The following is a 26,702-nucleotide window of genomic DNA, read 5'->3' as shown; positions in this document are numbered from 1 at the left end:
TGCTCGTCATGCTCAAGACCATTCTTCTCAGCCTGCTCGGTATCGTCGCCACCGGCATCGTCGTCGTGCTGATCCTCGCCGCTCGCAAGCCCGACACGTTCCAGGTCACCCGCTCCATCGCGATCAATGCCGCGCCGGAGCGCATCTATCCGCTGATCGCCGATTTCCGGGCCTGGAGCGCCTGGTCGCCCTGGGAGAAGAAGGACCCGGCGATGAAGCGCACCTTCGGCGGGGCCGAGACAGGGGTCGGTGCGACCTATGCCTGGGCCGGCGACAAGAATGTCGGCGAGGGCAGCATGCGCATCACCGAGGCGCAGGCGCCTGGCAAGCTCGGGCTCAAGCTCGATTTCCTCAAGCCCTTCGAGGCGCATAACGACGTCGTCTTCGCGCTGACGCCACAGAACCAGGGTACGAACGTGACCTGGATCATGACCGGCCCGACTCCGTTCATCGGCAAGATCATGCATGTCTTCATGGACATGGACCGCATGGTCGGCGGCGATTTCGAGGCTGGACTCAAGGCCATGAAGGCCGCGGCCGAGCGCACCGCCTGAGGCGGGCATCACCTGATTACCCACAGAACGAAAACCGGAGGAGGGAGACCATGATGGGCGAACCGCAGAAGGAGCATGAGTGGCTCCAGCAGCTTCTTGGCGACTGGACCGCCGAGATGAACTGCTCGATGGGGCCGGACCAGCCGCCCTCAACCTCGAAGGGGACGGAAAGCGTGCGCTCGCTCGGCGGGCTCTGGACTCTCGGCGAGGGGCAGGGTGAAGGGCCCGACGGCAAGCCGGTCACCAGCCTGATGACGCTCGGCTTCGACCCGGCCAGGGGCCGCTTCGTCGGCAGCTTCGTCGCCTCGATGATGACGATGATGTGGACCTATGACGGCGCGCTTTCCGACGACGGCAAGTCGCTGGTCCTCGACACCGAGGGGCCGAGCATGGCGGGCGACGGCTCCATGGCGAAGTACCAGGACGTCATCACCTTCCTGTCGCCGGACCACCGCACCCTGACCTCGCGCGCGCTCGGGCCGGACGGTCAGTGGACCGAATTCATGGCCGCCCAATACCACCGCAAGCGCTGAGCGCTTCCCACAGGCACGCAGGAGGATATGCGATGAAACTGTCGACCTATCTGATGTTCGAGGGCAATTGCCGCGAGGCTTTCACCCATTATCACAAGGTTCTGGGCGGCACGATCCAGGCCATGATGGACCACAAGGGCACGCCGGCCGAGGAGCATGTCCCGGCGGAATGGCGGGACAAGATCCTGCATGCCTGCCTGGAGATCGAGGGCCAGTTGCTGATGGCCTCCGACGCCCCGCCCAACCAAAGCGACGGGCCGATGCGCTCGGTCTCGGTCAGCATCGGCGTGGCGACGCCGGAAGAGGCTGAGCGCATCTTCGCCGGCCTGTCGGAGGGCGGCGCCAAGATCAACATGCCGATGGCCGAGACCTTCTGGTCGCCGCGCTTCGGCATGCTGACCGACCGTTTCGGCACCAACTGGATGGTCGGCGCGGAAATGCCTGCGGATCAGGCGAATTGCGGTTGAGATAGGTGCGGCGTCATTCTCGGGCTTGACCCGAGAATCTCACGCAAAACAAGGCGCTGGAGCCTCCTTCGGGACGATATGCTCGGGTCAAGTCCGAGCATGACGGCGCGCTCCAGCCGCCCCTAAGACCGGCCGCCATCCACGGAGAGCACCTGACCGCTGATCCAGCCGGCCTGCTCGCTCAGGAAGAACAGCGTGGCGTTGGCGATGTCCTCGGGCGTGCCGAGCCGGCGGGTATGGATGCTCTCGACGAGGCGCTTCTGCCCCTCCGGCCCATAGCTCTGCCATTGCCGCTCGCTGGCGGGATTGGAGCGCACGAAGCCCGGCGCCACCGAGTTCACCGTGATGCCGTGCGGGCCGAACTCCCAGGCGAGCTGCCTGGTCAAGCCGACCAGCGCATGCTTGGCGCTGGCATAGGCCTGAATGCCGGTGAGGCTGGGCCGCAGGCCGGCGCCCGACGAGATCGTCACGATCCGCCCATACCCCGCCTGCTTCATCACGGGCGCCGCCGCCTGCGCCAGGAAGAAGGCGGCATCGACATTGGCGGCGAAGATCACGCGCCAGTCATCCTCGGAAATCGCCTCGATCGCCCGGCCGACCTGTCCGCGCACGCCCCCGGCGGCATGGACGAGAAGGTCGAGCCGGCCGTCGACTGCCACGATCTCGCGCACCAGCGCCTGCGCGGCTTCGGGCGAGCCGAGATCGGCGGCGTGCCCGGTCGCGCCAAGCTCTTTCGCGGCGGCCTGCACCCCGGCTTCGTCGATATCGGCGAGATGGACGCGGGCGCCCGCGTCCGCCAGCGCGGCGGCGATCGCGCGCCCGATACCCTGGGCTGCGCCGGTGACGAGGGCTACGCGGCCGTCGAAGCGGATCTGCATTGGTCGATCAATACCTTGAGCGTTTCGAAGGCCATCGGGCGGCGGCCGTCCTCGATGTCGTGGATCAGCGTGACCAGCGTCTCGATCGCGGGCGTTGCGATGCCGACCTCCCGGCCGAGCGTGGCGATGACCCCGATCTGCGGGTCGACCTCGGTCCTGCGCTTGCGCACCGCGAGATCGCGCCAGATGCCGGAATGGGTCTTGGCGGTCTGCGCGGTGTAATGCGCCAGCCAGCGGATCGTCTCGATCTGCGGGCCTTCGGGCCGTCCCGGCGCGAACACCATCGGATCGAACGCGCCGAAGCCGAGCGAGGTCACGCCGCGCTTCGTCGCGACCGCCCCGACCTCGCGCCCCAGCGCGAGCCAGACCGGCAGCCGCTGCGGATCGGCGAAATTCGCCGACATCGAATCGCCGGTCAGCGCCGTCCCGAACAGCATCGCGCCATAGGCGAGCTTGCCCCAGAGATAGCCGAAGATGTTGTCGGTCAGGATCGCATCGGGTTCGAATATCTGCATCAGGCGATGCATCTCGATGGCCCGCTCGCTCATCGAGCCGTCGACCTCGCCGACGACGGTCGCGCCGCGATTGCCGTAGAGGATCTCGCCCGGCCCGAGCCAGTCGGCGCCGAAATTGACGAAGCAGCCCATGGTGCGCCGCTCGCCGACGGCCCTGGCGATGGCGAGTTCGTTCAGCCCGTTCTGGGCGGAGAGCACGAAGCCGTCCTCCGCCAGATGTGGCTTCAGAGCTGCAAGTGCGGCCTCCGTCGCGCCGGCCTTCACCGCGAGCACGATGCGGCTATGGCGGCCGGTCAGTTCGGCCGGCGTCGCGGCAGGCACGACCTGCGTGAAATCCTCGACCGGCCCGGAAATCGCCAGGCCCTTGGTCCGGCAGGCCTCGACATGCTCCGCGACGATATCGACGAGCAGGACCGGGATACCGGCTCGCGCCCAATAGGCGCCGAGCGTGCCGCCGATGGCGCCGGCGCCCCAGATCAGGATGGGTTCAGCGGTCACAACAGAAGCCTTTCCACCACCAAGCCCTCATCCTGAGGAGCAAGCCGGAGGCTTGCGTCTCGAAGGATGCTCCAGCTATCTCCCGCGCCTCCCCGAACATCCTTCGAGACGCCGCTTCGCGGCTCCTCGGGATGAGGGCTGCGGAAGACGAAACCTGCGTCACGCCTGCCCCGCCAGCTCGACATGGTCATGCGTCGCGACATGGATCAGGCCGTCCGCCGTCACCCAGCCGCGATACATGCCTTCGGTATTGTAGGGCGCGACCACCGATCCATCGGAACCGACGGCGACGAGGCCCGCGCCGACCTTGTGCTCGGAAAGCTCGGCGAGGACCGCATCCGTCGCTCCCTCCAGCGAGAGGCCCTTATAGGCGATCAGCGACGCGATCTCGTGGCCGACGCAGTAGCGGATGAAATACTCGCCCTTGCCGGTGCCGGAGACCGCACAGCGCCCGTCGCGGGCATAGGTGCCGGCGCCGATGATCGGGGAATCGCCGACGCGGCCGACCGGCTTGTTGGTATAGCCGCCGGTCGAGGTCGCCGCGGCGAGATGGCCCTGCGCGTCGCAGGCGACGGCGCCGACCGTGCCGTGCTTTTCCGCCTCGCTCGCCTCGGCGGCGGTGCCGACGATCTCGCGCAGCTTCATCGAGGCGAGGTTCTTGCGCCGCCGCTCGGTCGAGAAATGCTCGTTCTCGACGGTGTCCACCCCCTCGTGCTCGGCGAAATCATCGGCGGCGCCGCCGGCGAGCAGCACGGGATCGCCGCGCAGCATCAAGGCCTTGGCGGCCGCGATCGGGTTGCGGATGCGCTTGGCGCCGCAGATCGCGCCGGCGGCCAGCGTCGCCCCGTCCATGATCGAGGCGTCGAGCTCGTGCTCGCCTTCGGTGTTGAAGGCGGCGCCGTGGCCGGCGTTGAAATGCGGGGAATCCTCCATCGCCCGAACGGCCGCCTCGACGGCGTCGACCGCCGCCCCGCCCTTGCTCAGGATCGCCCAGCCGGCCCGCAAGGCGCTGGCGAGGTCGGACCGGGCCTGGGCCCATTCGGCCTCCGTCATCTCGGCTTTCGGCAAGGTGCCGCAGCCGCCATGGATGGCGAGCGCGAGGGTCATGTCTTTATCCTGTCGGGTCTTGAGCGTGCGCGGCCATGGCCGGCCGGGACCGGCCATGGCGTTGAAGGCGGCCCCGTTACTTCTTGGCGGGCTTGATGTCCATCGCCAGCGTGTCCTCGTCGACGCGCGGGCTGATCGTCACCTTGTCCTTCTGCATCGCCCAGGCGGAACCGACGGCGGCGATCGGCAGGCGCGGCCGGTCCTTGGCGATGATCGCAGCCGCGTCGGACAGCATCTTGTTGCGCTTGGCCTCGTCCATCTCGACGGCGGCGTCCTCGATCAGCTTGTCGACCTCGGCATTCTTGTAGCCGAGCACGTTGAAGGCGCCGAGCTTCTTGGCCGGGTCGTTGGAATGGACCACGGAGGAGAGCGTATAGTTCGCCTCGCCCGTCAGCGTACCCCAGCCGGACATCGTCATCGAGAAATCGCCGCGCGTGCGGGCCGGGAAGAACACCGCGCCGGGCTGTGCGTTGGCGTTCACCTCGATGCCGATGCGCGCCAGCATCTGCGCGATCGAGGTGCCGACCTGCCGGTCGCCGGGCAGGCGGTCGCTGGTGAAGGCGAAGCCGACCTTGAAGCCGTTGGGATAGCCGGCCTCCTCCATCAGCTTCTTCGCCCTGGCGAGGTCGGGCTTGAGCGGCGGCAGGCTCTTGTTGAAGCCGGCGATCGTCGGCGTCACCAACTGGTTTGCGGGGGTGCCGAGCCCTTCCATCGCGATCTCCGCCAGCGCCGGCCGGTCGATGGCGAGATCGATCGCCTCGCGCACCTTCGGGTCCTGCATCGGGTTCTTCGGCAGGGCCGAGCCGTCCTTGGCGCTGACCTGCGGGGATTTGTCCCGCATGTCGAGCTCCATGTTGAAGAGATAGACGCTCTCGATCGTGCTGACGGTGAGCTTGGCGTCGCGCTTCAGCGTCGGCACGTCGGAGGCGGGCACGCGCACGATCAGGTCGACCTGGCCCGCCTTGAGCTGGGCGACGCGGGCGGCGTCGTTCGGCAGTTCCTTGCGCACGACCTTGGCCCAGGGCTGCTTGGCGCCCCAATAGCCGTCGAACCGGTCGAGAACCATCTGGTCCTTCGGCGTCCAGGAGACGAACTTGTAGGGGCCGGTGCCGACGGCCGCCTTGCCGGAATTGAAGGCTTCGTTGGCATTGTCCTTGGTCAGGCCGGCGGCGGCCTTGTGCGAGACGATGAAGAGCCGGATGAAATCGTTCGGCAGGTTCGGCGCCGGCCCGTCGGTGACGATATGCACCGTCAGCGGATCGACGATCTTCACCTCCTTGACGCGCCGGACATAGATCGTCGTCGGGTTCGGCCCCGCGACGACCGGGATACGCTCGATCGAGAACTTGACGTCCTCGGCGGTGAAGTCCGAGCCGTCATGGAACTTGACGCCGGGGCGCAGCTTGAATTCCCAGACCGTCGGCTCCAGCGTCTTCCAGCTCAGCGCCAGGCGCGGTTCGATCTGCAGCTTGTCGCCGGACCAGGTCAGCGTGTCGAAGACATGCTTGAGCGCTTCGGCATGGGTGCCGGTCGCGGTGAAATGCGGATCGATCGATTCCGGCCCGGCGCGGACGCCGATCGTCAGCGTCTGGGCGAGAGCCCCGGTCGAGACGGTGGCGCCGAGCAGGGCGGCGAAGGCGGCGAGGCGGAAGCTCTTCACGATTGTCATGACGGTATCCCCTGTTTTTCGTGGTTATGAAGCGAGTTCCTGAGGCCAGGCGGGCGAGGCGATCACGAGCTTGTCCATCAGGGCGCAGAGCTGGCGCTGCTCGCCCTCGCTGAGAGCGGCGAGCATCGTCGTCTGGTGTTCGAGCATCGGCACCATGGTCTCGTCGAAGATCTTGCGCCCGGCCGGCGTGAGATGGAGCACATAGCTGCGCAGGTCGTCCGGATCGGTCTCGCGCTTGAGCAGGCGCCGCTGCAGCAATTTCTGCACGGCGCGCGAGAGCGTGTTCTTGGGCAGGCCGGAGGAAGCCACGATGTTCTTGGCGGCGACGCCTTCCCGGAGGCCCACGGCATAGAGCGCGACGAATTCCGGGCGGACCAGGCCGTAGCGCGTCTCGATCCAGCGATAGACCGGGTCGTTGAAGCGGAAGGCGATGAAGTTCAGGCGGAAGGACAGCCAGCAGGGATTGTCCCAGAGCTTGGTCACGGTCAGCGGATCGAGCTCGGCCAGCGCGGTCTCGCGCTCCGGATCGGCGCGGGAAGGAGAAGTCGGCGCGCGTCGCATCGGGGAAATCTCTCGGCCGATTTAGTTCCAAATGGAACTTGACGCTCCCGAAGCCCAGAGTCAAGGTTGGCCTCGGCAGATGCTCCGCAGGGTCCCTAAAGTCCCTGTCGCGGACCGGCCTCTGCCAGGATTGTCTACCGCTTGTGAAAGCGAAGCAAGGATCGCGCCGTGCGTGTCGCCGATTTGAACTGGATGCAGATCGAGGCCCAGGCGAAGCGGGACGATCGCTGCGTGCTGCCGCTCGGCAGCGTCGAGCAGCACGCCTATCTCAGCCTCGCGACCGACGTGATCCTGTCGGAACGGGTGGCGCAGGAGGCGGCCGAGCCGCTCGGCATTCCCGTCTTCCCGGTCCTCGCCTATGGCCTGACGCCGGGTTTCCTGAATTTCCCAGGCAGCATCTCGCTGCGCTTGAGCACCTATGCCGCGCTGCTGGGCGACATCTTCGACGGCTTCTACCGCTCTGGGTTCCGGCGCATCGTCCTCGTCAACGGCCATGGCGGCAATTCGCCGGCGCTGAACTTCGCGACCGAATGGCTGGATGCGCATCCCGACGCCAGCATCCGCCTGCATAACTGGTGGGCGGCGCCGCAATTCCAGGCGGCGGTCCAGGCGGTCGATCCGGCCGCCTCGCATGCCTCCTGGATGGAGAATTTCCCCTGGACGCGGCTCGCCGGCGTCGCGATGCCGGACACGCCGAAGCCGCCCTTCAACGCCGCCCAGTATCAGGCCGCGAGCCCGGCGAACCGCCGCGAGATCATCGGCGACGGCAATTTCCATGGCCTCTACCAGCGGCCCGACGACGAGATGCTGCGGCTCTGGCAAATCGGCGTCGAGGAGACGCGGGCCGTGATGGTGGAGAACTGGCCGTGAGGCGGTTCATTCGCAACCCTCGTCCTGAGGAGCCGCGAAGCGGCGTCTCGAAGGATGGTCCAGTTCGCATTGATGGCGTTTCCTGGAGCATCCTTCGAGACGCGCCTGCGGCGCTCCTCAGGATGAGGGCTGTACCGCATGTTCTGCCAGGGCCTGCCGCATGCTAGGCCATGTCGCCGTCCGGCTGGCGCAGGCGTTCGTCGTCATGCTCGTCATGTCGGTGCTGGTCTTCGTCGGCGTCTATGCGATCGGCAACCCGATCGACGTGCTGATCGGCCCCGATGTCAGCCAGGAACTGCGCCTCCAGACCATCGCGCAATACGGGCTCGACCGGCCGCTCTGGGAGCAGTACCTGACCTTCCTCTGCCGCGTGCTGCAGGGCGATTTCGGTCGCTCCTTCGTCTTCGGCATGCCGGTGATGGACCTGATCCTGTCGCGTCTGCCCGCGACGCTGGAACTGACGCTGGCCGCAGTCTGCGGCGCGGCCCTGATCGGCATTCCCGCCGGAATCTATGCCGGCTACCGGCCGGACAGCGTCGCCTCCAAGCTGATCATGACGGTCTCGATCCTCGGCTTCTCCGTGCCGACCTTCTGGATCGGCCTCGTGCTGATCATGGCTTTCGCCGTGGAGCTGCAATGGCTGCCGGCCGGCGGGCGTGGCGAGACGGTCTCGATCCTCGGCGTCGAATGGAGCTTCCTGACGCTGAACGGGCTGAGCCATCTGCTGCTGCCGGCGCTGAACCTCGCCTTCTTCAAGCTCGCCCTGATGACGCGTCTCGCCCGCGCCGGCACGCGCGAGACCATGCTGTCCGACACCGTGAAATTCGCCCGCGCCGCCGGCCTCTCGGAATGGACGGTGCTGCGCCGGCATGTGCTCAGGCTGATCGCGATCCCGCTGGTCACCGTCTTCGGCCTCGAATTCGCCTCGACGCTGGCCTTCGCCGTGGTCACCGAGACGATCTTCTCCTGGCCGGGCATCGGCAAGCTGATCATCGACTCCATCCAGTCGCTCGACCGGCCGGTGATGGTCGCCTATCTGATGCTCGTCGCCTTCGTCTTCATCACCATCAATTTCCTCGTCGATCTCGCCTATGTCGGGCTTGATCCGCGGTTGCGGAAAGGGGGCGCGCGATGACGGACGCTTCTCCCGTCGCCCGCTTCTGGGCGGAGTTCCGCGAGAGCAGGACGGCGGTCATCGCGCTGGCCGTCGTCGTGCTGATCATCGGCATCGCCCTGCTGGCGCCGCTCGTCGCCCCGCAGAACCCCTACGACCTCGCCAATCTCTCGCTCTCCGATGCGCGCCGTCCGCCGGGCTATGTCGGCGAAGGCGGCTACACCCATTGGCTCGGCACCGATGCGCAGGGCCGCGACCTGCTCTCGGCCATCCTCTACGGCCTGCGCATCTCCCTGCAGATGGGACTGGTCGCCGGTGCGATCGCCTTCACGCTCGGCGTCGCGCTCGGCATCGGCGCAGCCTATGCCGGCGGGCGCCGAGAAGCCTTCATCATGCGCGTTATCGACCTGCAGCTCGCCTTCCCGGCGATACTGCTCGCACTCGTCCTCTCGGCTCTGCTGGGGCAGGGCAAGATGCAGCTCATCGCCGCGCTCGCCGCCGCGCAATATGCCTATTTCGCCCGCACCGCCCATGGCGCGGCCTCGGCCGAGCGCGGCAAGGACTATGTCGAGGCGGTGCTCTCGACGCCGTTGCCGGGTTGGCGCGTGGTCTGGCGCCATATCTTCCCGAATTGCCTGCCGCCGCTGATCGTGGTCGCGACCGTGCAGGTCGCCAATGCGATTGCGCTGGAGGCGACGCTCTCCTTCCTCGGCGTCGGCCTGCCGGTGACCGAGCCCTCGCTCGGCATGCTGATCGCCAACGGCTTCCAATACATGCTGTCGGGCCGCTATTGGATCTCGATCTATCCCGGCATCGCGCTGATCGTGCTGATCGTCGCCATCAATCTCGTCGGCGACCGCATCCGCGATCAGGTCAATCCGAGGCTGAAGCGATGAGGGTTCAGGAGGCGCTCTGTCCGTCATGGTCGGGCTTGTCCCGACCATCCGCGTCTTCATTGGTCGAGGGCGGTGTTCAAGACGTGGATGCTCGCCACAGGGGCGAGCATGACGGTGGAGGCGGGCGATGAGTGACGCGCCTCTCCTCGCCGTCACCGACCTCGCGACCCATTTCCACGCGCGTGCCGGCGTGGTGAAGGCTGTCGACGGCGTCTCCTTCGCGCTGAAGCGTGGCGAGGTGATGGGGCTCGTCGGCGAATCCGGCTCGGGCAAGAGCATCACCGGCTTCTCGATCATCGGCCTGATCGATCCGCCCGGCCGCGTCGAGCCCGGCTCCTCGGTGAAGCTGGAGGGCCGCGAGCTCACCGGCCTGCCGCCCGCCGAACTGCGCAAGGTCCGCGGCAAGCAGATCTCGATGGTCTTCCAGGACCCGATGATGACGCTGAACCCGATGCTGACCATCGGCACGCAGATCAGACTGGCCCTGGAAGCGCATGAGACTGTTTCCGGTGCCGAGGCGCGCCGCCGTGCCGTCGCGGCCCTGGCGCAGGTTCGCATTCCCGATGCCGAGGCCAAGGTCGATTTCTATCCGCATCAGTTCTCCGGCGGCATGCGCCAGCGCGTCGCCATCGCGATCGCCCTACTGCATCGGCCGAAGCTGATCATCTGCGACGAGCCGACGACCGCGCTCGACGTCTCCGTGCAGGCCGAGATCCTGTCCGAGATGAAGGAACTGGTCGCCGAGCTCGGCACGGCGCTGATCTGGATCAGCCACGATCTCGCGGTCGTCGCCGAACTGGCCGACCATATCTGCGTCATGCGCCACGGCAGGATCGTCGAGGCCGGGCCGACGCTGTCGGTGCTGACCCATCCGCAGCATGCCTATACGCGGGCCCTGCTCGATGCGCTGCCTTCGCGCTCGGAGCCCGGCGCGCTGCTCGCGGGTGGCGTCGGTTCCGACGTCGCTCCGCCGCCGCGCGCCGTGAAACAGGCACTGCCGGACGCGGCGGATACAGCGCATTATGTCCGCATCGAGCATGTCGCCAAGCGCTTCGCTCCCGCGCCCGGTCTCTTCCGCAAGCTGGCGCAGAAGGCCGGCCTGGCGAAGGCGCCGGCCGCGGTGCAGGCGGTCGACGACGTCACGCTGGTGCTGAAGCGCGGCGAGGCGCTCGGCCTCGTCGGCGAATCCGGCTCCGGCAAGTCGACGCTCGGGCGTGTCGCTGCCGGCATCTATGCGCCCGACAGCGGCTCCGTCCGCATCGACGGTGCGCCGGTGATGAGCGCGGGCGAGCCGCCGCACAAGGTCACGACGCGCGTCCAGACCATCTTCCAGGACCCCTTCGCCTCGCTCAACCCGCGCATGACGGTCGGCGACAGCATCGCCGAGGGGCCATTGGCGCATGGGCTGGTCGAGCGTGCGCAGGCGAAGACTTACGTCCGGCAATGGCTGGCGGCGGTCGGGCTCGATCCCGCTTTCGCGGACCGCTACCCGCACCAGTTCTCGGGCGGCCAGCGCCAGCGCGTCGCTATCGCCCGGGCGCTCGCGATGCAGCCCGATGTCGTCGTCTGCGACGAGCCGGTCGCCTCGCTCGATGTCTCCATTCAGGCGCAGATCATCAACCTGCTGATCAGGCTCCGGCAGGAACTGGACCTGACGCTGATCTTCATTTCTCACGACCTCTCGGTCGTCCGCCATCTCTGCGATCGCGTCGCCATCATGTATCGCGGGAAGATTGTCGAAAGCGGCCCGGCCGGCGCGGTCTACGACCATCCGCAGCATGACTACACCAAACGTTTGCTCGCGGCGGTGCCGGTGCTGCCGGGCGTTGCGACGACCTGAGGAGAGCCACCATGACGAGCCAGCCCGATGAACTCCTGCCCTGGCAGTGGCCGGAAGAGCTCTGGCGCGGCAAGGTGGAGCAGGTCCGCGCCGGCCGCAATCTCAAGCCCGCCACATGGAAGAACGGCGCGCGCTGTGCCGTGGCCCTCTCCTTCGACGTCGATCACGAGACCAATGAATTGCGCGACGGCGGCAAGTCGGTCGGGCGCCTCTCCTGGGGCCAGTACGGCAACCGCGTCGGCGTGCCCAAGATCCTCGACCTGCTGAAGCGGCAGGACATCCCGGCGAGCTTCTTCGTGCCCGCCGTCACCGCCCTGCTCTATCCGGAAGAGCAGCGCCGCATCATCGGTGCCGGCCACGAGATCGGCCTCCACGGCTGGATCCACGAGGTCAACACGGCCGTGCCGCCCGAAAACGAGCGCGAACTCCATCTGCGCTCGGCCGATACGCTGGAGAAGGTCACCGGCATCCGCCCTGTCGGCATGCGCACCCCGTCATGGGATTTCTCGGAGGTGACGCTCTCGATCGAGCGCGAGCTCGGCCTGCTCTACGATTCCTCGCTCTTCGCCGATGACGACCCCTACGAGATCGTCGAGAAGGGCGAGCCGACCGGCATCGTCGAACTGCCGGTCGAGTGGATTCGCGACGACGCGCCCTATCTCAGCATGAATCGCTTCCAGGCGCTCCGGCCCTACACCTCGCCGGAAGCGGTCTTCGACATCTTCCGCCGCGAATTCGAGGGAGCCTATGCCGAGGGCGGGCTCTTCCTGCTGACCATGCATCCGCATATCATCACCTATCGCTCGCGCTTCTGGATCCTCGAGGAGCTGGTCCGCCTGGCCAAGGCGAAGGGCGATTGCTGGTTTGCGACCCATGCCGAGATCGCGGCTTACGTGAAGCAGGAGGCCGGCCTCTAAAAGGCCGCGGCAGCGGAACCGCTGCCCGATTCCCGCCGTTTTCGCTTCATCGGGGGTTCAGGCCGTAAGCGGCCTGATACCCGCAGGTTGAAACGAACGACGGGAATAGAGATGCGCACGAAACGCTGGTTGCTGGTCGGGACCGTCCTGCCGGCCCTCGTCCTTTCGCAAGCCGGACAGGCCTTTGCTCAGGCCGGATACCGGGTCGCACAGGCCCCCGCCGCGGGAGACAGGGATGATCCGCGTGGACCGCAGCGCCCGCAGCCGCCGCAAGACGCGCAGCCCGGCCAGCAGCGCGGGCCGGAACGGCCTGCCGCTCCCGCCCGGCCCGAGGCGCCGCGTCCGCCGCAGGCACAGCCCGCCCCGGCTGCCCCCCGGCCGCAACCGCCTGCCGCTCCGGCCCCGCAGCCGCGCGCCGAGCCACCGGCCGCACGTCCGCAGACCGAGCGCCCGGCCACGCCGCGAGAGGCGCCCGCTGTGCCGCGCGCCGCACCGTCTCCAAGCGAGGCTCCCGCTGCCCGTCCGACACCGCCGCGTCCGCCGGCCGCGCCAACCGCGCCGACGGCCCCGCGTGCTGCGCCTCAGCCGGGCGCCGGCGCGCCGCCCTCCGCTGCGCCGCCCCAGTCGCGTCCGACCGGAGCGCCACCGGCGACGGCGCCAGGCGCTCCGTCCCAATCCGGCGCCGGCGCTGCGCCTTCCGCCGTTCCGCGTGGCGGCCCCGCCGTTCCGCCTTCGGCTCAGCCGCCTCAGCAGCGTCCGCCGGCTGCGGCGCCGCAGCCCGGCGCTCCCGCAGCAGCGCCCGCACAGCCGGGAACGGCGGCCCCGACGCCACCTCCACCTACCGGCGCCGCTCCGGCCCGGCCTTCGCGTCCCGCTCCGGGAACGCCTCCGGCCGGTACTCCGGCTCCGACTCAGCCCGGCACGACGGCTCCGACGCCGCCCGCAAGTGCCGCGCCGGTTCAACCGAACCGGCCGGCTCCCGACATGCCCTCCGGCGGCGCGCCCGGTACGGCGCCGCAGCCCGGCGCAGCTCCAGCTCCCGGCCAGCCCCCGGCAGGGGCTCCTGGCCAGCCGCCCCAGCGTGAGGGCCGCCGCGGCGGCGTCTCGCCGGGCGTGGCCGGCGCGATCGGTCTCGGCGCGGGCGTCATCGGCGGCATCATGGCGGCGCAGGGCGCGCAGCGCTTCGAGGATATCCGCAACCGCCGCGAGGAGCGGCGCGAGGGCGACGTCACCATCATCCGCGAGCCCGGCCGCACCATCATCCGCGACGATGACGGCCGCGCCATCATCCGCCGCGACGAGGACCAGCGCTTCCGCGACCTGGGCTGGCAGGGCCGCTCCGAGCGCCGCGGCGACGAAACGCGTACGGTCTTCGAGCGGCCTGACGGCACGCGGATCGTCACCGTCACGGACGAGCAGGGCCGGCTGATCCGCCGCACCCGCATCGACCGCGACAACCGCGAGGTGATCATCATCGACAACACGTTGCGGGACCGCCCGGGCCGCTTCGCCGACGATGTCGTCGTGCTGCCGCCGCCGCCGCTGCGAATCCCGCGCGAGCGCTATATCGTGGATGCGGACCAGGCCGACGAGGACCTGATCTACGAGACGATCACCGCTCCGCCGATCGCCGCGATCCCGCGCCGCTACACGCTGGACGAGGTCCGGTATTCGCCGGATCTGCGTGCCCGGATGCGCAGCGTCGATATCGACACGATCAACTTCGACTCCGGCTCCTGGCAGGTCGGGCAGGATCAGGCGCGGCGCCTCGCGGTGATCGCGGATTCGGTGAAACGCGCGCTGCAGCGCTCGCCCAACGAGGTCTTCCTCGTCGAGGGGCACACCGATGCCATCGGCGCCGATGTCGACAACCTCTCGCTCTCCGACCGGCGAGCCCAGTCGGTTGCGGAAATCCTGACGCGCGACTTCCAGATCCCGCCCGAGAACCTGACGACCCAGGGCTATGGCGAGCAGTACCTGAAGGTGAACACGCAGGAAGCCTCGCGCGAGAACCGGCGCGTTACGCTCCGGCGCATCACGCCGCTGCTGAGCGGCCAGAACCAGTAACGATCCGGCAGGGCGGCTCCCGAAGCAGCCCTGCTCTTCCGCAGGCGCAGGGAACACTCGTTCCCTGCGCCTGTTTCGTTCCCGGGGGATGGTCGAAGGGAGATGCCGCCATGAGGACGCTTGCTCCGATCCTTGCCGGATTGCTCGCCGCGAGCCTGACGGGCGCGTTCGTCGCGCGGGCGCAGACCGTCTCGTCTCCGGCCAAACAGCGGTCCCCCAACGTGCCGATGGCGCCACGAGCGGAAGAGACCGCCCGCCCGGCGTCTCCCAGCGGCGTGGCACCCCGCGAAGAGAAGCGCGGCGGAACCCAGGACAGGGCGCAGGTCCGTCCCGAGCGCGATCCGCCGATGCCGAAGCCGGTGCCCTCGATCATCGCACCTTGAAGGGTCGGATTGAGGATTTGGTAGGGTTGCGGGACTAGGGTGCGCGCCATGAGCGACGCCGTCTCCCTAGCCACCAGCATTCTGACGATGCAGGCCGCCTCGACCCAGCAGGCGCTTTCGATCGAGATGCTCAGGCAGAATGCGCAGGCCGAGCAGGGCCTCCTCGCCATGCTCCAGCAGAGCGCCGATCAGGCGAAGGCGATGTTGCCGGCCGGGCAGGGCGGAAACGTCGACGTCAGCGCCTGACACCTCGCTGATGCCCGTCCTGGACAATCGAGGGCGAGTGCGCGCTGTCGCTCAGAAGGCCTCCTTGCTGCGGCATTTGGGGTTTTTCTTGGACAGGCTGGAGAAATGCGTCAGCGCCGCTTCCAGCCGCGAGAATATCTCCGCCTCCTTTTCGAACGAGAACGGGATGTAGGCGTCGCCATCCCATCGCTGATCCGTGCTGAACTGATCTATCTGGTCGACCTTGACGGTCTTCCTGGTCGTGGCGATGTAGAGCATGCAATAGGAGCTGGAGTTGGCCCCGAGTGGCTTGCGCCGGACAATCCTGAGGTCCCGCATCGGGATCGCATACGTCGTTCTGATCTTGTCGCCATCCAGCCAGACATTGGTCGTCACGACAAGGCGGCACTCGTCGGCCGCAGCCCGCACTGTTTCCGCGTACTCGCCTTCCGATGAACCGTATTTCTGCTTCTTGCCGTTCCTGATCAGTTTGTCGACGATCCAGTCGACGGTTTCCTTGAGGCTGGGAGATGCACCGGCCGGCCCCGGCAGGAGAGCCAGCCCGACCAGCAGCGCGGCGCATAGCCGCCTCGACAGGCGCGCCACCTTCGTCACCAGCTGCCGATCGGCGAGCCGAACGGCTTGCCGAAGGCGCGGTCGACATTGTCGCAGACGCGCGGGTTTCGGAGGCTGGACGTCAGCGACAGCCGCTGGATCGGCGCCCATCGGGCCGGCCGGTCGCGGCGGGGCGGCAGGCAGCGATACTGATAGAGCGACTTCGCGAAGCACAGCGTGCTCCCATGCGAGTAGCGCGCCCCGTTGCTGATGCAGGCGGCGGCCGCCGGAGCCGTCGAAAGCGCCATCGCGCCAGCGATGAAAGCCAGTGAAAGAGCCGAGCAGGCGAGATGGCGATGCATGGTGTTGGACCTTCGGTTGACGGCCGGGCGCGGCCTCGTGCCGCACGTCTCGCGACCGCACGATCGGCCTGCCCCGGGACCGGCCGATATCGCCCTGAAGGGACTTGAGCTCGACCACGCCCCCGGAGCGGGCTTCGCTCAGGCTAGGTCAGGCGGTCGGCCGTTTCATTCCCCAACCAGGGAATGGCGGGCGTGAATTGCCGGCGCGTCCCCGACCATCCGATAGCGCTCGAACATCCTGTGCAACTGCCTTTGCGAGCCCACGTCCAGCTTGGCCAGCGCGGATTTGAGCTGCTTGCGGACGGTGTCGAGATTGACGCGCCTCGTTTCCGCCAGGGCCGCCAGGCCGGTATCCGTCAGCGAAGCATGGATGGCCTGCGCTTCCGCCGGCGTGATACCGCTGCCGCCGCAGAACTCGCGGACATCCGCGAGGGAGACCGGCGACCGGGCCTCGCTGCGCATGACGGACAGGACGAAGCCCCGGGCCGACCCGACCGCCCGGCCTGAAGGCGCATGGCGGCGCAGCAGGTAGCTGCGTCCGCCGCGCGCATCGCGGATGGTCAGCGCATCGATGTCGTCGCCCTGCGCCAGCCGCTCGATCGCCGCGGCTTGGGCGCGGTTCGAGCAGGCGAGCCTGCCCTGCTGCAGGTACAGGAAGCCCTCGCAGAAGATCGCCTCGGCAGCAGCATTGGTCGACACCGCCTCGCCGTCTTGGAAGACGACGATCCCGACATCGACGATGTCCTGCGCATCCCGCGCCCGCTGCCCGGCGAGCGCGAGGTCGCGCTGCGACTTCGCGATCCTGAGCGCGCGGTGGATATGCGGGGCGATCAGCTGGAGCAGGCTCATCTGGCGCTCGCTGAAGGGGGTGTCCCTGCGCGGTGTCGAGATGCCGAACCAGCCGAAGCAGTCGTCGACCCGCATGTTCGCGCCGGCGATGTTGTGGATTCCGAACCGGGGCAGGAACTCGTTATGAATGATGCTCGTCCTGGCGTCTTCGGCGGAAACGTAGCTGCGCTCGTCCCTCATCAGGCCCGGCTGAGCCGGCAGGACGCGGGGCGCCCGGAAATCCGTTGCCGCATAGTCGCGCAGATATTCCTCGGCTCCCGCAGGATCGCTTCGCAGCAGGACGTTGACGTATTGCGTATCGGTCCGCAGATCCGCCAGAACAAGATGCGTATGGCAGCCGCCGACGATCTCGGCGAGCGTCGTCAGTACCTCGGACCAATGATCCTGATCCAGGGAAGCTTCATATATCGCGTGAATCAACCGGTTCACGTCTTCCATGAAGAGGCCTCGTGGTGTCGCGTGGCGTGATCTCCACAATCGATGATCCGGTAGTATTCATCTTGATTCGGGCGATGCAACCGCCGGCGGGATGCCGAGCCCTCCGGGACAGGCGTCTTGTCAGCGCGACCGTCCGCATCTACCTTCCACGCTGTTCCGAGGGGTGCCCGCAAGGGCTGAGACGGCTTTCGAAGCCGAACCCATCGAACCTGATCCGGGTCATACCGGCGGAGGGACTGGAACGCGGTGCAGCCTTGGCCTGCACCCGCATCACAGCGCTTGAACCGCTTCGACGCCGGATCTCCTGACCTGTACCAAGGAGGAGATCCCCTGATGAATGCCCATTCCGAACCCCAGAAGAACAGCGTCAAGACCGCTCCCAGGTTCTCGGCCCCGACCGGCGTCACGACCGGGCCGATCATCGGATCGCGCAAGATCTATGTCGCCGCGCCCGAACACCCCGAGATGCGCGTGCCCTTCCGCGAGGTCGTGCTCACGACCGATGCCGAGCAGCCGGTGCGCCTCTACGACCCCTCCGGCCCCTTCACCGAGACCGATGCGAAGATCGACCTCAATGCCGGCCTCGTCCAGCCGCGCCGTGCCTGGCTCGACGCGCGCGGTTTCGAGCAGGTTCCGGGCCGCGCCGTCACGGCGGCCGATAACGGCAACATCTCGGCCGAACAGCTCGTGCCGGCCTGCCCGGCGCAGCGCCCGATCCTGCAGGCGAAGCCCGGCCAGCTCACGACGCAATACGAATTCGCCAGGGCCGGCATCGTCACGCCCGAGATGATCTATGTCGCCCATCGCGAGAATCTCGGCCGCGCCGCCATGCTCGAAGGCGCGCGCGAGCGCCATGCCGATGGCGAGAGCTTCGGTGCGAACGTGCCGGAATTCGTCACGCCGGAGTTCGTCCGCGAGGAGATCGCCCGTGGTCGCGCCATCATCCCGGCGAACATCAACCATCCCGAGCTGGAGCCGATGGCGATCGGCCGCAATTTCCTGGTCAAGGTCAATGCCAATATCGGCAATTCCGCCGTCACTTCCGGCGCCGCCGAGGAGGTCGAGAAGCTGGTCTGGGCGGTCCGCTGGGGCGCCGACACGGTGATGGACCTCTCCACCGGCCGCAACATCCACAACATCCGCTCCTGGATCCTCCGCAACTCGCCGGTCCCGATCGGCACCGTGCCGATCTATCAGGCGCTGGAGAAGGTCGGCGGCGATCCGATCAAACTCGACTGGGAGGTGTTCAAGGACACGCTGATCGAGCAGGCCGAGCAGGGCGTCGACTATTTCACCATCCATGCCGGCGTGCGCCTCCCTTACGTCCCCCTCACGGCGAACCGTGTCACCGGCATCGTCTCGCGCGGCGGCTCGATCATGGCGCGCTGGTGCCTCGCCCATCATCGCGAGAGCTTCCTCTACGAGCGCTTCGACGAGATCTGCGAGATCATGCGCCGCTACGACGTCTCGTTCTCGCTGGGCGACGGTTTGCGTCCGGGCTCGATCGCCGATGCCAATGACCGCGCCCAGTTCGCCGAGCTGGAGACCTTGGGAGAGCTCACCAAGATCGCCTGGGACAAGGGCTGTCAGGTCATGATCGAGGGCCCAGGCCATGTGCCGATGCACAAGATCAAGGAGAACATGGACAAGCAGCTCCGCGAGTGCGGCGAGGCGCCCTTCTACACGCTCGGACCGCTGACCACCGATATCGCGCCGGGCTACGATCACATCACCTCGGGCATCGGCGCCGCGATGATCGGCTGGTATGGCTGCGCCATGCTCTGCTACGTCACGCCGAAGGAGCATCTCGGCCTGCCGAACCGCGATGACGTCAAGACCGGCGTCATCACCTACCGCATCGCGGCCCATGCCGCCGATCTCGCCAAGGGCCATCCCGCCGCGAAGATCCGGGACGACGCGCTGTCGCGCGCCCGTTTCGACTTCCGCTGGGAGGATCAGTTCAATCTGGCGCTCGATCCCGATACGGCGCGGGAATTCCACGACGAGACCCTGCCGAAGGACGCCCACAAGGTCGCGCATTTCTGCTCGATGTGCGGGCCGAAATTCTGCTCGATGAAAATCACGCAGGATCTGCGCGCCGAGGTGCTGGCGATGAGCGACAACGAGCAGGCGAACCTTGAAGCTATGGCGCGCGATCAAGCGGCGGCGCAGATCGAAATCAGGGAACAGGGCATGGCTGCGAAATCGAAGGAATTCCTCGACAAGGGCGGGAGTATTTATCTACCTGCTGCCGGATGAGCGGTTTCAACGAAAAGCTCGACGCAGGCCGCGTCGCATCGATCCTCGCGCGGGTGGCCAGGCGCCGCCCGCGCGTCCATTGCCTGACCAATACGGTGGCACAGAACGTCACCGCCAACATGCTTCTCGCTCTCGGGGCCGTGCCCTCGATGGCGAGCCATCCCGACGAGGTCGAGGCCGTCGCGGCGGGAGCCGGCGCGATCCTGATCAATCTCGGCACGCTCAGCCTCGAAGGTGAACGCGCCATTCCCAAGCTTGTCGGTGTCGCGCAGGAGCGCCGCATCCCGCTGGTGCTCGACCCGGTCTTCGTCGAGCTCTCGCCCTTGCGGCTGCGGCTGGTCGGCGACGTGCTCGCGCTGTTCGACGTGCTGGTGCGCGGCAACGCCACGGAAATGGCGACGTTGGAGCCGCTTTTCGCGCTGCGGCGCGACATCGTGCGCGTCACCACCGGCGCGGTCGACCGCATCGAGACGGAGGAGCGCAGCCTGTCGCTCGCGCATGGCCATGAATTGATGAGCAAGGTGACCGGCCTCGGTTGCGCATCGAGCGCGCTGATCGCCGCCTGCCGGGCGATCGAGCCCGATCCTGTGATCGCGGCCGCGGCGGCGCTCACCGCCTACGGCATCGCCGGCGAGATCGCGGCCGAACGAGCCGCCGGCCCCGGCAGTTTCGCGATGCACCTGGTCGATGCGCTGGCCGGGCTCGACGAGGCTGCGCTCGCGGTACGGATGGGTTGAAGCTGTCATCCCGCACGCGCTGCGGCACGCAGTGCTGCTGCGCAGATGCGGGACCGTCCTCCGGAGAGGGCGCCTTCTCGTCATGCGGTCCCGTGTCTGCGCAGCGGCATGTCATGCCGCAGCGCGCACGGGATGACAGCGCTTTATGACCCCGCTACTGCGTCGGTGTCAGCGGCAGCGGCGCGGATTTCGGGCGCGGCTTCGGCTTGGCGGCCGCCGGCTTCGGTTCGGTATTGAGCCCGAGCCGGGCGCGCAGCGAAGCGGCCCGCGCCTCGGTGATGCGGGCGCCGCAGAAACCGAACTGGCCCTCGCGCTGGAAATCCCGGCAGATCATTTCGCGCTCGGCGGAAAAGCCGGCCTGTTCGCGGGCGATCACGCGCTGCTCGACGGCATCGGATTTGGCGGTCAGCGTCCGATAGCCCTCGCGCACGGCGCGCTCGGCGCCGCCGCGCGCCTTCTCGATCTCCTTGGCCTGCCCGGCGACGGTGCGGGCATCAGGCCCCCAGAGCCCGCGCGGGTCGATCCGGCACTGCGCGGCCTCGACGATGCAGGGCTCCGCCGGCTCGACCACGAGGAAGGCGCCGTCGAGCACGTCGAAGACGATCGGGCAGATCGGCGCCTCCAGCTTGTAGCGGGGGACGCCGGCCGGTCGCCCGAGCGGGGTGACGGGGACGGGGGCATCGCCGAAGGAGACGGCGCAGGGCTCCATCAAATTCGTGCTCTGGAAGCCGTCGAGACCAAGCTTGAGGCCGTAGCCGGTCGCCGTCTTCGCGAAAACCGCCTCGCCGTGATGGCCGTGGCGATGCAGGATCCTGCCGAGGATGGCGTCCTCGCCCGCGACCTTGATGGCGGGCATGCTCGGCGGCCGCGGGGCCGCCGGCGCGCCGGCCTGGGAGGGCGGCGCCGCCTGCTGGGTTCCCGGCGCGTTGAAGGGCTGGGCGCCCGGCAATTGAAGCGGCTGCGCATGCGCAGCCGTCACGGCGGCGGCGAAGGCGGCTGAGGCGAGGATGAGGCGCGTCGGTCTTGTCATGGCGGCCCAGTGAAGCCGGAACGGCCTTTCTGCATGCAGGCGCGGGCGGGCTGACGCAAGGACGGGAAGGTCACACCGGGTTAGAAAGCACGTTGCGGTGGCGGTCCGGCCGGAACTCCCGATTCTTAATCGGCTCGCCTGTCTTGCAAGGGGTGGAACACCCTCACTATATACGCCGCCAAGGGGCGGTTTAACCACCGTCAAACGTGGAATGCCGGTTTCGTTCGCCGCTGAAGCGGGGGCGATCCGGTCCATGGGCCGGCAGGCGGCGCACAAACGTCGCAGGTCGGCGATCTGCTCAATCGAAAGGGATCCCATCCATGGGTAAAGTCATTGGTATCGACCTCGGCACGACCAACAGCTGCGTAGCAGTGATGGAAGGCTCGACGCCCAAGGTCATCGAGAATTCGGAAGGCGCGCGCACCACGCCTTCCATCGTCGCCATCACGGATGACGGCGAGCGTCTGGTCGGTCAGCCTGCGAAGCGCCAGGCCGTCACCAACCCGGAGCGCACCTTCTTCGCGATCAAGCGCCTCATCGGCCGGACCTTCGAGGACCCGATGACGCAGAAGGACCTGAAGCTGGTCCCCTACAAGATCACGAAGGCCTCGAACGGGGACGCCTGGGTGTCCGCCGACGGCAAGGACTATTCGCCGTCGCAGATCTCGGCCTTCACGCTGACCAAGATGAAGGAGACGGCGGAGGCCTATCTCGGCCAGCCCGTCACCCAGGCCGTCATCACGGTCCCCGCCTATTTCAACGACGCCCAGCGCCAGGCCACCAAGGACGCCGGCAAGATCGCCGGCCTCGAAGTGCTGCGCATCATCAACGAGCCGACCGCGGCTGCGCTGGCCTATGGCCTCGAGAAGAAGTCCTCCGGCACCATCGCGGTCTATGACCTCGGCGGCGGCACCTTCGACGTCTCGATCCTCGAGATCGGCGACGGCGTCTTCGAGGTGAAGTCGACCAACGGCGACACCTTCCTCGGCGGCGAGGATTTCGACATGCGCCTCGTCGAGTATCTCGCCGACGAGTTCAAGCGCGAGCAGGGCATCGACCTGAAGAAGGACAAGCTCGCGCTCCAGCGCCTGAAGGAAGCGGCCGAGAAGGCCAAGATCGAGCTGTCGAGCGCGGCCCAGACCGAGATCAACCTGCCCTACATCACGGCGGATGCCTCGGGTCCGAAGCACCTCGCCATCAAGCTCTCGCGCGCCAAGTTCGAGAGCCTGGTCGACGACCTGATCCAGCGCACCATCGAGCCCTGCAAGAAGGCGCTCAAGGATGCCGGCCTGTCGGCGGGCCAGATCGACGAGGTCGTCCTCGTCGGCGGCATGACCCGCATGCCGAAGGTGCAGGAGGTCGTGAAGCAGTTCTTCGGCAAGGAGCCGCACAAGGGCGTGAATCCTGACGAGGTCGTCGCCATCGGCGCCGCGATCCAGGCCGGCGTCCTCCAGGGCGACGTCAAGGACGTGCTGCTGCTCGACGTGACCCCGCTTTCGCTCGGCATCGAGACGCTGGGCGGCGTGTTCACGCGCCTGATCGACCGCAACACCACGATCCCGACCAAGAAGAGCCAGGTCTTCTCCACCGCCGAGGACAACCAGAACGCGGTGACGATCCGGGTCTTCCAGGGCGAGCGCGAGATGGCGGCCGACAACAAGCTGCTCGGCCAGTTCGACCTGATGGGCATTCCGCCGGCCCCGCGCGGCATGCCGCAGATCGAGGTGACCTTCGACATCGATGCCAACGGCATCGTCTCCGTGACGGCGAAGGACAAGGCCACCAACAAGGAGCAGCAGATCAAGATCCAGGCTTCCGGCGGTCTCAGCGAGGCCGACATCCAGAAGATGGTGAAGGATGCCGAGGCGAATGCCGCCGAGGACAAGAAGCGCCGCGAGGTGGTCGAGGCCAAGAATCAGGGCGAGAGCCTCGTGCACTCGACCGAGAAGTCGCTGAAGGACTATGGCGACAAGGTCTCCGAGGCCGACAAGGGCGCGATCGAGTCCGCCGTCGAGGCGCTCAAGACCGCGCTGACCGGCGACGATGCCGAGGCCATCCAAGCCCGCACCAACGAGCTGATGCAGGCTTCGATGAAGCTCGGCGAAGCGATGTATGCGGCGAGCCAGGCCGAGGGCGCTGCTCCTGAGGGCGAGCAGCCTGAGGAGGCCAAGAAGGACGACGTCATCGACGCCGACTTCAAGGACGTCTCGGACGACAAGAAGAAGAGCGCGTGATCGCGCGCTCGTAACGCAAGCGACGTTGTGGCCGGGCTCGATCCGGCCATCTCGTCCTGGAATTGCAGGCTATACGGATGGCCGGGCTCGCTGCCCGGCCATGCCGCGTCAAAGCTGCGGGGACAGACATTTCGATGTCGAAGCGCGATTACTACGAGATCCTCGGCGTCAGCCGGACCGTGACGGAGGTCGAGCTCAAGACCTCGTTCCGCAAGCTCGCGATGCAGCACCATCCGGACAAGAATCCCGGCAACAAGGAAGCCGAGATCAAGTTCAAGGAAATCAACGAGGCCTATCAGGTCCTCTCCGACGGCCAGAAGCGCTCCGCCTATGACCGCTTCGGCCACCAGGCCTTCGAGAATGGCGGCGGCGGGGGCCCCGGCGGCAATGCCGATTTCTCCGACTTCATGTCGGATATCTTCGATTCCTTCTTCGGCGATGCCCGCCGTGGCGGTGCACGCGGCGCCAATGGCCGCGAGCGCGGCGCCGACCTGCGCTACAACCTCGAGATCGGGCTGGAAGAGGCCTTCACCGGCAAGAACGAGTCGATCCGGGTGCCGACCTCGGTCTCCTGCGAATCCTGCTCGGGCACCGGCGCCAAGCCCGGCTCGAAATCGCGCCAGTGCCCGACCTGCGGCGGCCATGGCCGCGTCCGCGCCAACCAGGGCTTCTTCTCAGTCGAGCGCACCTGCCCGACCTGCTCGGGCCGCGGCGAGGTCATCGACGACCCCTGCAAGAACTGCCAGGGCGCCGGCCGTGTCACGCGCGAGCGCACGCTCTCCGTGAACATCCCCGCCGGCGTTGAGGACGGCACGCGCATCCGGCTCGCCGGCGAGGGCGAGGCTGGCCTGCGCGGCGGGCCTGCCGGCGATCTCTACATCTTCCTTTCGATCAAGCCGCACGCGATCTTCCAGCGCGATGGCGCCGACCTGTTCTGCCGCGTGCCGATCGGGCTGGTCTCGGCCGCGCTCGGCGGCGAGATCGAGGTGCCGACGCTCTCCGGCGAGCAGGCGCGGGTGAAGATCCCCGAGGGCACCCAGACCGGCAAGCAGTTCCGTTTGAAGGCCAAGGGCATGAGCGTGCTGCGCTCGCGCGAGGTCGGCGACCTCTACATCCAGGTCGTGGTCGAGACGCCGCAGAAGCTGACGGCCCGCCAGCGCGAATTGCTGGAGGAGTTCGAGCGCGAGAGCTCGCACAGCAACCATCCCGAGACGGCCGGCTTCTTCGGCCGGGTCAAGGATTTCCTCGGCGGCCTCGGCGGCACAGCCTGAGCCCTTGGTGCAAGCCTCCCAACAAGCGCGGGTCATCCCGGGCGACCGAAGGGAGACCCGGGATCCATGCCTGAAGCTTTGTCGGAGGCGCTCCGGAATGGATCCCGGATCTCCGCTTCGCTGCGTCCGGGATGACACCGTGGTTTTGCATATCGAATCATTAAAGGGCCGCCCGATGGGCGGCCCTTTTCATTTCGAGAGAGGCGGATGCCTCAAACCTTGTCGACGGCCTTCTTCACGGCGTCCTTGCCCTTGCCGAGCGCCTGCTGGGCTTCGCCCTTCAGCTCCTGGGCGGCGCCTTCGGCCTCCCATTCCGGCTTGTTGAACGCCTTGCCGGCGGCCTGCTTGACGTTGCCGGCGGCCTCGTTGGCCATGCCCTTGATCTTGTCGGTCGTGCTGCCCATCGTGCTGTCCTTCCTGAAGAGACGGCCCCCGGCCGTTTTCCGCTGAAAGAACCGGCGCTTCAGGGAAAGGTTCCAGGCCTTAGGCTTTGCCGTCAGCGTGTGCAGCGAGGGCCCGCAAAGCCTCGCCCGTCGCCGCATCGGCAGGAAAGAAGGTCTCCAGCGCCAGCTCCGAAAGAGTGATGTCGACAGGCGTGCCGAACACGGTCGTCGTCGAGATCAGCGACAGCACGGTCTCGCCCAGTTTCAATTGCATGGGTACGACGATGGCCGCTTCCGCCTCGGCTTCATGGCGCGTGCCCGTGCCGGGATGGGGATAGCTCATCAGCTCGCCCAGCAACTCGCCGAGGCGCGCGTCTGCCGTCGCGCGCACCTGCTGGCGCAGCCTGGCGAGCAGATGGGCGCGCCATTCCGCGAGATTGAGGATGAAGGGCGCGAGCCCGTGCGGATGCAGCGACAGGCGCAGCACATTGACGGGCGGCTTGAGCAGCTCCGCATCCGTGACGAGCTCCAGCAGCCGCGTCACCGCGTTGTTATAGGCCAGCAGCGACCAGTGCCGGTCGACGGCGACGGCCGGATAGGGCTCGTGCCCCCTGAGGATCAGGTCGATCGCGCCGCGGGCGGCGTCCAGCGACGGGTCTTCCAGCGAACGCTCCGGATAGATCGGGGCATAGCCCGCCGCCAGCAGCAGCGCGTTGCGCTCGCGCAGGGGCACGCCGAGATGCTCGGCCAGGAGCAGGACCATCTCGCGGCTGGGCCGAGAGCGGCCGCTTTCGATGAAGCTCAGATGCTTCTGCGAGATCTCGGCTTCGAGCGCGAGATCGAGCTGGCTGAAGCGGCGGAGCTGGCGCCAGTCGCGCAGCAGCGCGCCGATCGGGGGAGGCTGATGTGTGTTCATGGCGCAGACGCTAGCGATCCCGGCGGTCGGTTCCAATTACCTCCCGCTTAATCGACGGGCCGACGCGGTTCCGTCAGCATTCCCCTCATCGAAACGGGCTTGAGGCCCATAAAACCGGGAGAATGCCATGTCGCTCATCCAGTCCTCGCCCCTTCTGCGCAACGCTCTCGCCCTCGATGCAGCCGCCTGCGCCGGCTTGGGCCTGATGCTCGCCGCGGCCGCCGGACCGCTCGCCGCCCCGCTCGGCCTGCCCGCGGAATTCCTGCGCGGCGCCGGGCTCGTGCTGCTGCCCTGCGCGGCGCTGCTGGGTTGGTTCGCAGGCCGCAAGAGCCTGCCGCGCCTCGCGGTCTGCGCCGTGATCGGTGTCAATCTGCTCTGGATCGCCGACAGCATCGCGATCCTGCTGATGGGCTGGTTCGCACCGACCGGGTTCGGCATCGCCTTCGTCCTGGCCCAGGCGGCCGCGGTCGCGATCGTGACCGAGCTGGAAGTCATCGGCTTCAAGCGCTCGGACGCGGCCCTGCCTTCAGGCGACGCTGCCGCCCTTCGGTGAAAACCGTCATCTGACTGTCGC

27 protein-coding genes and 1 riboswitch are annotated in these 26,702 nt (G+C 67.6%); of the genes, 16 read left to right on the top strand and 11 right to left on the bottom strand.

Annotated elements, in window-relative coordinates:
- Positions 1–8: 8 nt before the first annotated feature.
- From OCUBac02_RS23560 to OCUBac02_RS23550, 3 genes are read left to right on the top strand one after another with little or no spacing between them, the layout of a single operon-like run.
- Positions 9–554 carry an SRPBCC family protein gene (locus tag OCUBac02_RS23560; RefSeq protein WP_173049162.1) on the top strand — a complete coding sequence of 182 codons (546 nt, stop codon included), beginning with the start codon at positions 9–11 and terminating at the stop codon, positions 552–554.
- Between the two features lie 50 nt (positions 555–604).
- A complete protein-coding gene (locus tag OCUBac02_RS23555; RefSeq protein ID WP_047581413.1) occupies positions 605–1,087 on the top strand; it encodes a DUF1579 domain-containing protein in 483 nt (160 codons plus the stop codon).
- 32 nt (positions 1,088–1,119) lie between these two features.
- The gene (locus OCUBac02_RS23550) at positions 1,120–1,554 is read left to right on the top strand and encodes a VOC family protein (protein WP_052232575.1); all 435 of its coding nucleotides are present in this window, start codon (positions 1,120–1,122) and stop codon (positions 1,552–1,554) included.
- 122 nt (positions 1,555–1,676) lie between these two features.
- Here OCUBac02_RS23550 and OCUBac02_RS23545 read toward each other — a convergent pair whose 3' ends face one another.
- From OCUBac02_RS23545 to OCUBac02_RS23525, 5 genes are all read right to left on the bottom strand, one after another.
- Positions 1,677–2,432 (bottom strand): SDR family NAD(P)-dependent oxidoreductase, encoded by a 756-nt coding sequence (locus OCUBac02_RS23545; RefSeq protein WP_173049161.1) that lies wholly within the window; start codon positions 2,430–2,432, stop codon positions 1,677–1,679.
- A complete protein-coding gene (locus OCUBac02_RS23540; RefSeq protein WP_173049159.1) occupies positions 2,405–3,445 on the bottom strand; it encodes a ketopantoate reductase family protein in 1,041 nt (346 codons plus the stop codon). Before OCUBac02_RS23540 ends, OCUBac02_RS23545 begins: the two co-directional genes overlap by 28 nt.
- A gap of 159 nt (positions 3,446–3,604) precedes the next feature.
- Positions 3,605–4,552: an isoaspartyl peptidase/L-asparaginase family protein gene (locus tag OCUBac02_RS23535; RefSeq protein WP_173049157.1), complete on the bottom strand. Its 948-nt coding sequence runs from the start codon at positions 4,550–4,552 to the stop codon at positions 3,605–3,607.
- Between the two features lie 76 nt (positions 4,553–4,628).
- Positions 4,629–6,221, bottom strand: a complete 1,593-nt coding sequence (locus OCUBac02_RS23530; protein ID WP_173049155.1) for an ABC transporter substrate-binding protein — start codon at positions 6,219–6,221, stop codon at positions 4,629–4,631.
- 24 nt (positions 6,222–6,245) lie between these two features.
- Entirely contained in the window at positions 6,246–6,782 is a 537-nt protein-coding gene (locus tag OCUBac02_RS23525) for a MarR family winged helix-turn-helix transcriptional regulator (protein ID WP_173049153.1), read from the bottom strand.
- A 168-nt stretch (positions 6,783–6,950) separates the two neighbouring features.
- Between OCUBac02_RS23525 and OCUBac02_RS23520 the strand changes: the two genes are divergently transcribed.
- The 8 genes from OCUBac02_RS23520 (at position 6,951) to OCUBac02_RS23485 (ending at position 15,115) form a co-directional block, all read left to right on the top strand.
- The gene (locus OCUBac02_RS23520; RefSeq protein WP_173049151.1) at positions 6,951–7,652 is read left to right on the top strand and encodes a creatininase family protein; all 702 of its coding nucleotides are present in this window, start codon (positions 6,951–6,953) and stop codon (positions 7,650–7,652) included.
- Positions 7,653–7,812: 160 nt separating this feature from the next.
- On the top strand, positions 7,813–8,787 hold the full coding sequence (locus OCUBac02_RS23515; protein WP_173049149.1) for an ABC transporter permease: 975 nt from the start codon (positions 7,813–7,815) through the stop codon (positions 8,785–8,787).
- Positions 8,784–9,662 carry an ABC transporter permease gene (locus OCUBac02_RS23510; RefSeq protein WP_173049147.1) on the top strand — a complete coding sequence of 293 codons (879 nt, stop codon included), beginning with the start codon at positions 8,784–8,786 and terminating at the stop codon, positions 9,660–9,662. Before OCUBac02_RS23515 ends, OCUBac02_RS23510 begins: the two co-directional genes overlap by 4 nt.
- Positions 9,663–9,789: 127 nt before the next feature.
- Positions 9,790–11,502 (top strand): dipeptide ABC transporter ATP-binding protein, encoded by a 1,713-nt coding sequence (locus OCUBac02_RS23505; RefSeq protein ID WP_173049145.1) that lies wholly within the window; start codon positions 9,790–9,792, stop codon positions 11,500–11,502.
- 11 nt (positions 11,503–11,513) lie between these two features.
- Positions 11,514–12,419 (top strand): polysaccharide deacetylase family protein, encoded by a 906-nt coding sequence (locus tag OCUBac02_RS23500; RefSeq protein WP_173049143.1) that lies wholly within the window; start codon positions 11,514–11,516, stop codon positions 12,417–12,419.
- A gap of 984 nt (positions 12,420–13,403) precedes the next feature.
- The gene (locus tag OCUBac02_RS27395) at positions 13,404–14,486 is read left to right on the top strand and encodes an OmpA family protein (RefSeq protein WP_244639033.1); all 1,083 of its coding nucleotides are present in this window, start codon (positions 13,404–13,406) and stop codon (positions 14,484–14,486) included.
- A gap of 110 nt (positions 14,487–14,596) precedes the next feature.
- Positions 14,597–14,869, top strand: coding sequence for a hypothetical protein (locus OCUBac02_RS23490; protein ID WP_173049139.1), 273 nt, complete (start codon positions 14,597–14,599; stop codon positions 14,867–14,869).
- A gap of 48 nt (positions 14,870–14,917) precedes the next feature.
- Complete coding sequence (locus OCUBac02_RS23485) at positions 14,918–15,115, top strand: hypothetical protein (protein WP_047572967.1); 198 nt, start codon at positions 14,918–14,920, stop codon at positions 15,113–15,115.
- Positions 15,116–15,166: 51 nt separating this feature from the next.
- Here OCUBac02_RS23485 and OCUBac02_RS23480 read toward each other — a convergent pair whose 3' ends face one another.
- From OCUBac02_RS23480 to OCUBac02_RS23470, 3 genes are all read right to left on the bottom strand, one after another.
- On the bottom strand, positions 15,167–15,709 hold the full coding sequence (locus OCUBac02_RS23480; RefSeq protein ID WP_173049137.1) for a hypothetical protein: 543 nt from the start codon (positions 15,707–15,709) through the stop codon (positions 15,167–15,169).
- Positions 15,706–16,011: a hypothetical protein gene (locus OCUBac02_RS23475; RefSeq protein WP_173049135.1), complete on the bottom strand. Its 306-nt coding sequence runs from the start codon at positions 16,009–16,011 to the stop codon at positions 15,706–15,708. The genes OCUBac02_RS23480 and OCUBac02_RS23475 overlap by 4 nt, the downstream gene beginning before the upstream one ends.
- 165 nt (positions 16,012–16,176) lie before the next feature.
- Positions 16,177–17,298: a helix-turn-helix transcriptional regulator gene (locus tag OCUBac02_RS23470; protein ID WP_173049133.1), complete on the bottom strand. Its 1,122-nt coding sequence runs from the start codon at positions 17,296–17,298 to the stop codon at positions 16,177–16,179.
- A 149-nt stretch (positions 17,299–17,447) separates the two neighbouring features.
- Positions 17,448–17,552, top strand: a riboswitch (TPP riboswitch).
- A gap of 79 nt (positions 17,553–17,631) precedes the next feature.
- On the opposite strand from OCUBac02_RS23470, the gene thiC reads away from it, so the two are divergent.
- Positions 17,632–19,557, top strand: a complete 1,926-nt coding sequence (thiC, locus tag OCUBac02_RS23465) for a phosphomethylpyrimidine synthase ThiC (protein ID WP_173049132.1) — start codon at positions 17,632–17,634, stop codon at positions 19,555–19,557.
- Positions 19,554–20,294 (top strand): hydroxyethylthiazole kinase, encoded by a 741-nt coding sequence (gene thiM / locus OCUBac02_RS23460; RefSeq protein ID WP_173049130.1) that lies wholly within the window; start codon positions 19,554–19,556, stop codon positions 20,292–20,294. Before thiC ends, thiM begins: the two co-directional genes overlap by 4 nt.
- A gap of 154 nt (positions 20,295–20,448) precedes the next feature.
- Here the strand turns inward: thiM and OCUBac02_RS23455 are convergent, their stop codons facing one another.
- The gene (locus OCUBac02_RS23455; RefSeq protein WP_173049128.1) at positions 20,449–21,324 is read right to left on the bottom strand and encodes a hypothetical protein; all 876 of its coding nucleotides are present in this window, start codon (positions 21,322–21,324) and stop codon (positions 20,449–20,451) included.
- A gap of 320 nt (positions 21,325–21,644) precedes the next feature.
- Between OCUBac02_RS23455 and dnaK the strand changes: the two genes are divergently transcribed.
- Together dnaK and dnaJ are read left to right on the top strand one after the other, a co-directional pair.
- Positions 21,645–23,558, top strand: a complete 1,914-nt coding sequence (dnaK, locus tag OCUBac02_RS23450) for a molecular chaperone DnaK (protein WP_173049126.1) — start codon at positions 21,645–21,647, stop codon at positions 23,556–23,558.
- 134 nt (positions 23,559–23,692) lie between these two features.
- Positions 23,693–24,829 (top strand): molecular chaperone DnaJ, encoded by a 1,137-nt coding sequence (dnaJ, locus tag OCUBac02_RS23445; RefSeq protein ID WP_047582188.1) that lies wholly within the window; start codon positions 23,693–23,695, stop codon positions 24,827–24,829.
- A gap of 212 nt (positions 24,830–25,041) precedes the next feature.
- Here the strand turns inward: dnaJ and OCUBac02_RS23440 are convergent, their stop codons facing one another.
- Together OCUBac02_RS23440 and OCUBac02_RS23435 are read right to left on the bottom strand one after the other, a co-directional pair.
- Positions 25,042–25,233 carry a CsbD family protein gene (locus OCUBac02_RS23440; protein ID WP_047582751.1) on the bottom strand — a complete coding sequence of 64 codons (192 nt, stop codon included), beginning with the start codon at positions 25,231–25,233 and terminating at the stop codon, positions 25,042–25,044.
- Positions 25,234–25,312: 79 nt separating this feature from the next.
- Complete coding sequence (locus tag OCUBac02_RS23435; RefSeq protein WP_173049124.1) at positions 25,313–26,128, bottom strand: helix-turn-helix domain-containing protein; 816 nt, start codon at positions 26,126–26,128, stop codon at positions 25,313–25,315.
- Positions 26,129–26,255: 127 nt separating this feature from the next.
- On the opposite strand from OCUBac02_RS23435, the gene OCUBac02_RS23430 reads away from it, so the two are divergent.
- Entirely contained in the window at positions 26,256–26,681 is a 426-nt protein-coding gene (locus OCUBac02_RS23430) for a hypothetical protein (protein ID WP_173049122.1), read from the top strand.
- Positions 26,682–26,702 lie beyond the last annotated feature (21 nt).

Origin of the sequence: Bosea sp. ANAM02 (assembly GCF_011764485.1) — a bacterium.
Classification (GTDB): domain Bacteria; phylum Pseudomonadota; class Alphaproteobacteria; order Rhizobiales; family Beijerinckiaceae; genus Allobosea.
This window is presented reverse-complemented; position numbering and strand designations above follow the sequence as displayed.

What these genes read in the sequence shown, in the direction of transcription:
- OCUBac02_RS23560 (WP_173049162.1), top strand. Translation starts at nt 9, where the DNA reads ATGCTCAAGACCATTCTTCTCAGCCTGCTCGGTATCGTCGCCACCGGC.
- OCUBac02_RS23555 (WP_047581413.1), top strand. Translation starts at nt 605, where the DNA reads ATGATGGGCGAACCGCAGAAGGAGCATGAGTGGCTCCAGCAGCTTCTT.
- OCUBac02_RS23550 (WP_052232575.1), top strand. Translation starts at nt 1,120, where the DNA reads ATGAAACTGTCGACCTATCTGATGTTCGAGGGCAATTGCCGCGAGGCT.
- OCUBac02_RS23545 (WP_173049161.1), bottom strand. Translation starts at nt 2,432, where the DNA reads ATGCAGATCCGCTTCGACGGCCGCGTAGCCCTCGTCACCGGCGCAGCC.
- OCUBac02_RS23535 (WP_173049157.1), bottom strand. Translation starts at nt 4,552, where the DNA reads ATGACCCTCGCGCTCGCCATCCATGGCGGCTGCGGCACCTTGCCGAAA.
- OCUBac02_RS23530 (WP_173049155.1), bottom strand. Translation starts at nt 6,221, where the DNA reads ATGACAATCGTGAAGAGCTTCCGCCTCGCCGCCTTCGCCGCCCTGCTC.
- OCUBac02_RS23525 (WP_173049153.1), bottom strand. Translation starts at nt 6,782, where the DNA reads ATGCGACGCGCGCCGACTTCTCCTTCCCGCGCCGATCCGGAGCGCGAG.
- OCUBac02_RS23515 (WP_173049149.1), top strand. Translation starts at nt 7,813, where the DNA reads ATGCTAGGCCATGTCGCCGTCCGGCTGGCGCAGGCGTTCGTCGTCATG.
- OCUBac02_RS23510 (WP_173049147.1), top strand. Translation starts at nt 8,784, where the DNA reads ATGACGGACGCTTCTCCCGTCGCCCGCTTCTGGGCGGAGTTCCGCGAG.
- OCUBac02_RS23505 (WP_173049145.1), top strand. Translation starts at nt 9,790, where the DNA reads ATGAGTGACGCGCCTCTCCTCGCCGTCACCGACCTCGCGACCCATTTC.
- OCUBac02_RS23500 (WP_173049143.1), top strand. Translation starts at nt 11,514, where the DNA reads ATGACGAGCCAGCCCGATGAACTCCTGCCCTGGCAGTGGCCGGAAGAG.
- OCUBac02_RS27395 (WP_244639033.1), top strand. Translation starts at nt 13,404, where the DNA reads ATGCCCTCCGGCGGCGCGCCCGGTACGGCGCCGCAGCCCGGCGCAGCT.
- OCUBac02_RS23490 (WP_173049139.1), top strand. Translation starts at nt 14,597, where the DNA reads ATGAGGACGCTTGCTCCGATCCTTGCCGGATTGCTCGCCGCGAGCCTG.
- OCUBac02_RS23485 (WP_047572967.1), top strand. Translation starts at nt 14,918, where the DNA reads ATGAGCGACGCCGTCTCCCTAGCCACCAGCATTCTGACGATGCAGGCC.
- OCUBac02_RS23475 (WP_173049135.1), bottom strand. Translation starts at nt 16,011, where the DNA reads ATGCATCGCCATCTCGCCTGCTCGGCTCTTTCACTGGCTTTCATCGCT.
- OCUBac02_RS23470 (WP_173049133.1), bottom strand. Translation starts at nt 17,298, where the DNA reads ATGGAAGACGTGAACCGGTTGATTCACGCGATATATGAAGCTTCCCTG.
- thiC (WP_173049132.1), top strand. Translation starts at nt 17,632, where the DNA reads ATGAATGCCCATTCCGAACCCCAGAAGAACAGCGTCAAGACCGCTCCC.
- thiM (WP_173049130.1), top strand. Translation starts at nt 19,554, where the DNA reads ATGAGCGGTTTCAACGAAAAGCTCGACGCAGGCCGCGTCGCATCGATC.
- OCUBac02_RS23455 (WP_173049128.1), bottom strand. Translation starts at nt 21,324, where the DNA reads ATGACAAGACCGACGCGCCTCATCCTCGCCTCAGCCGCCTTCGCCGCC.
- dnaK (WP_173049126.1), top strand. Translation starts at nt 21,645, where the DNA reads ATGGGTAAAGTCATTGGTATCGACCTCGGCACGACCAACAGCTGCGTA.
- dnaJ (WP_047582188.1), top strand. Translation starts at nt 23,693, where the DNA reads ATGTCGAAGCGCGATTACTACGAGATCCTCGGCGTCAGCCGGACCGTG.
- OCUBac02_RS23440 (WP_047582751.1), bottom strand. Translation starts at nt 25,233, where the DNA reads ATGGGCAGCACGACCGACAAGATCAAGGGCATGGCCAACGAGGCCGCC.
- OCUBac02_RS23435 (WP_173049124.1), bottom strand. Translation starts at nt 26,128, where the DNA reads ATGAACACACATCAGCCTCCCCCGATCGGCGCGCTGCTGCGCGACTGG.
- OCUBac02_RS23430 (WP_173049122.1), top strand. Translation starts at nt 26,256, where the DNA reads ATGTCGCTCATCCAGTCCTCGCCCCTTCTGCGCAACGCTCTCGCCCTC.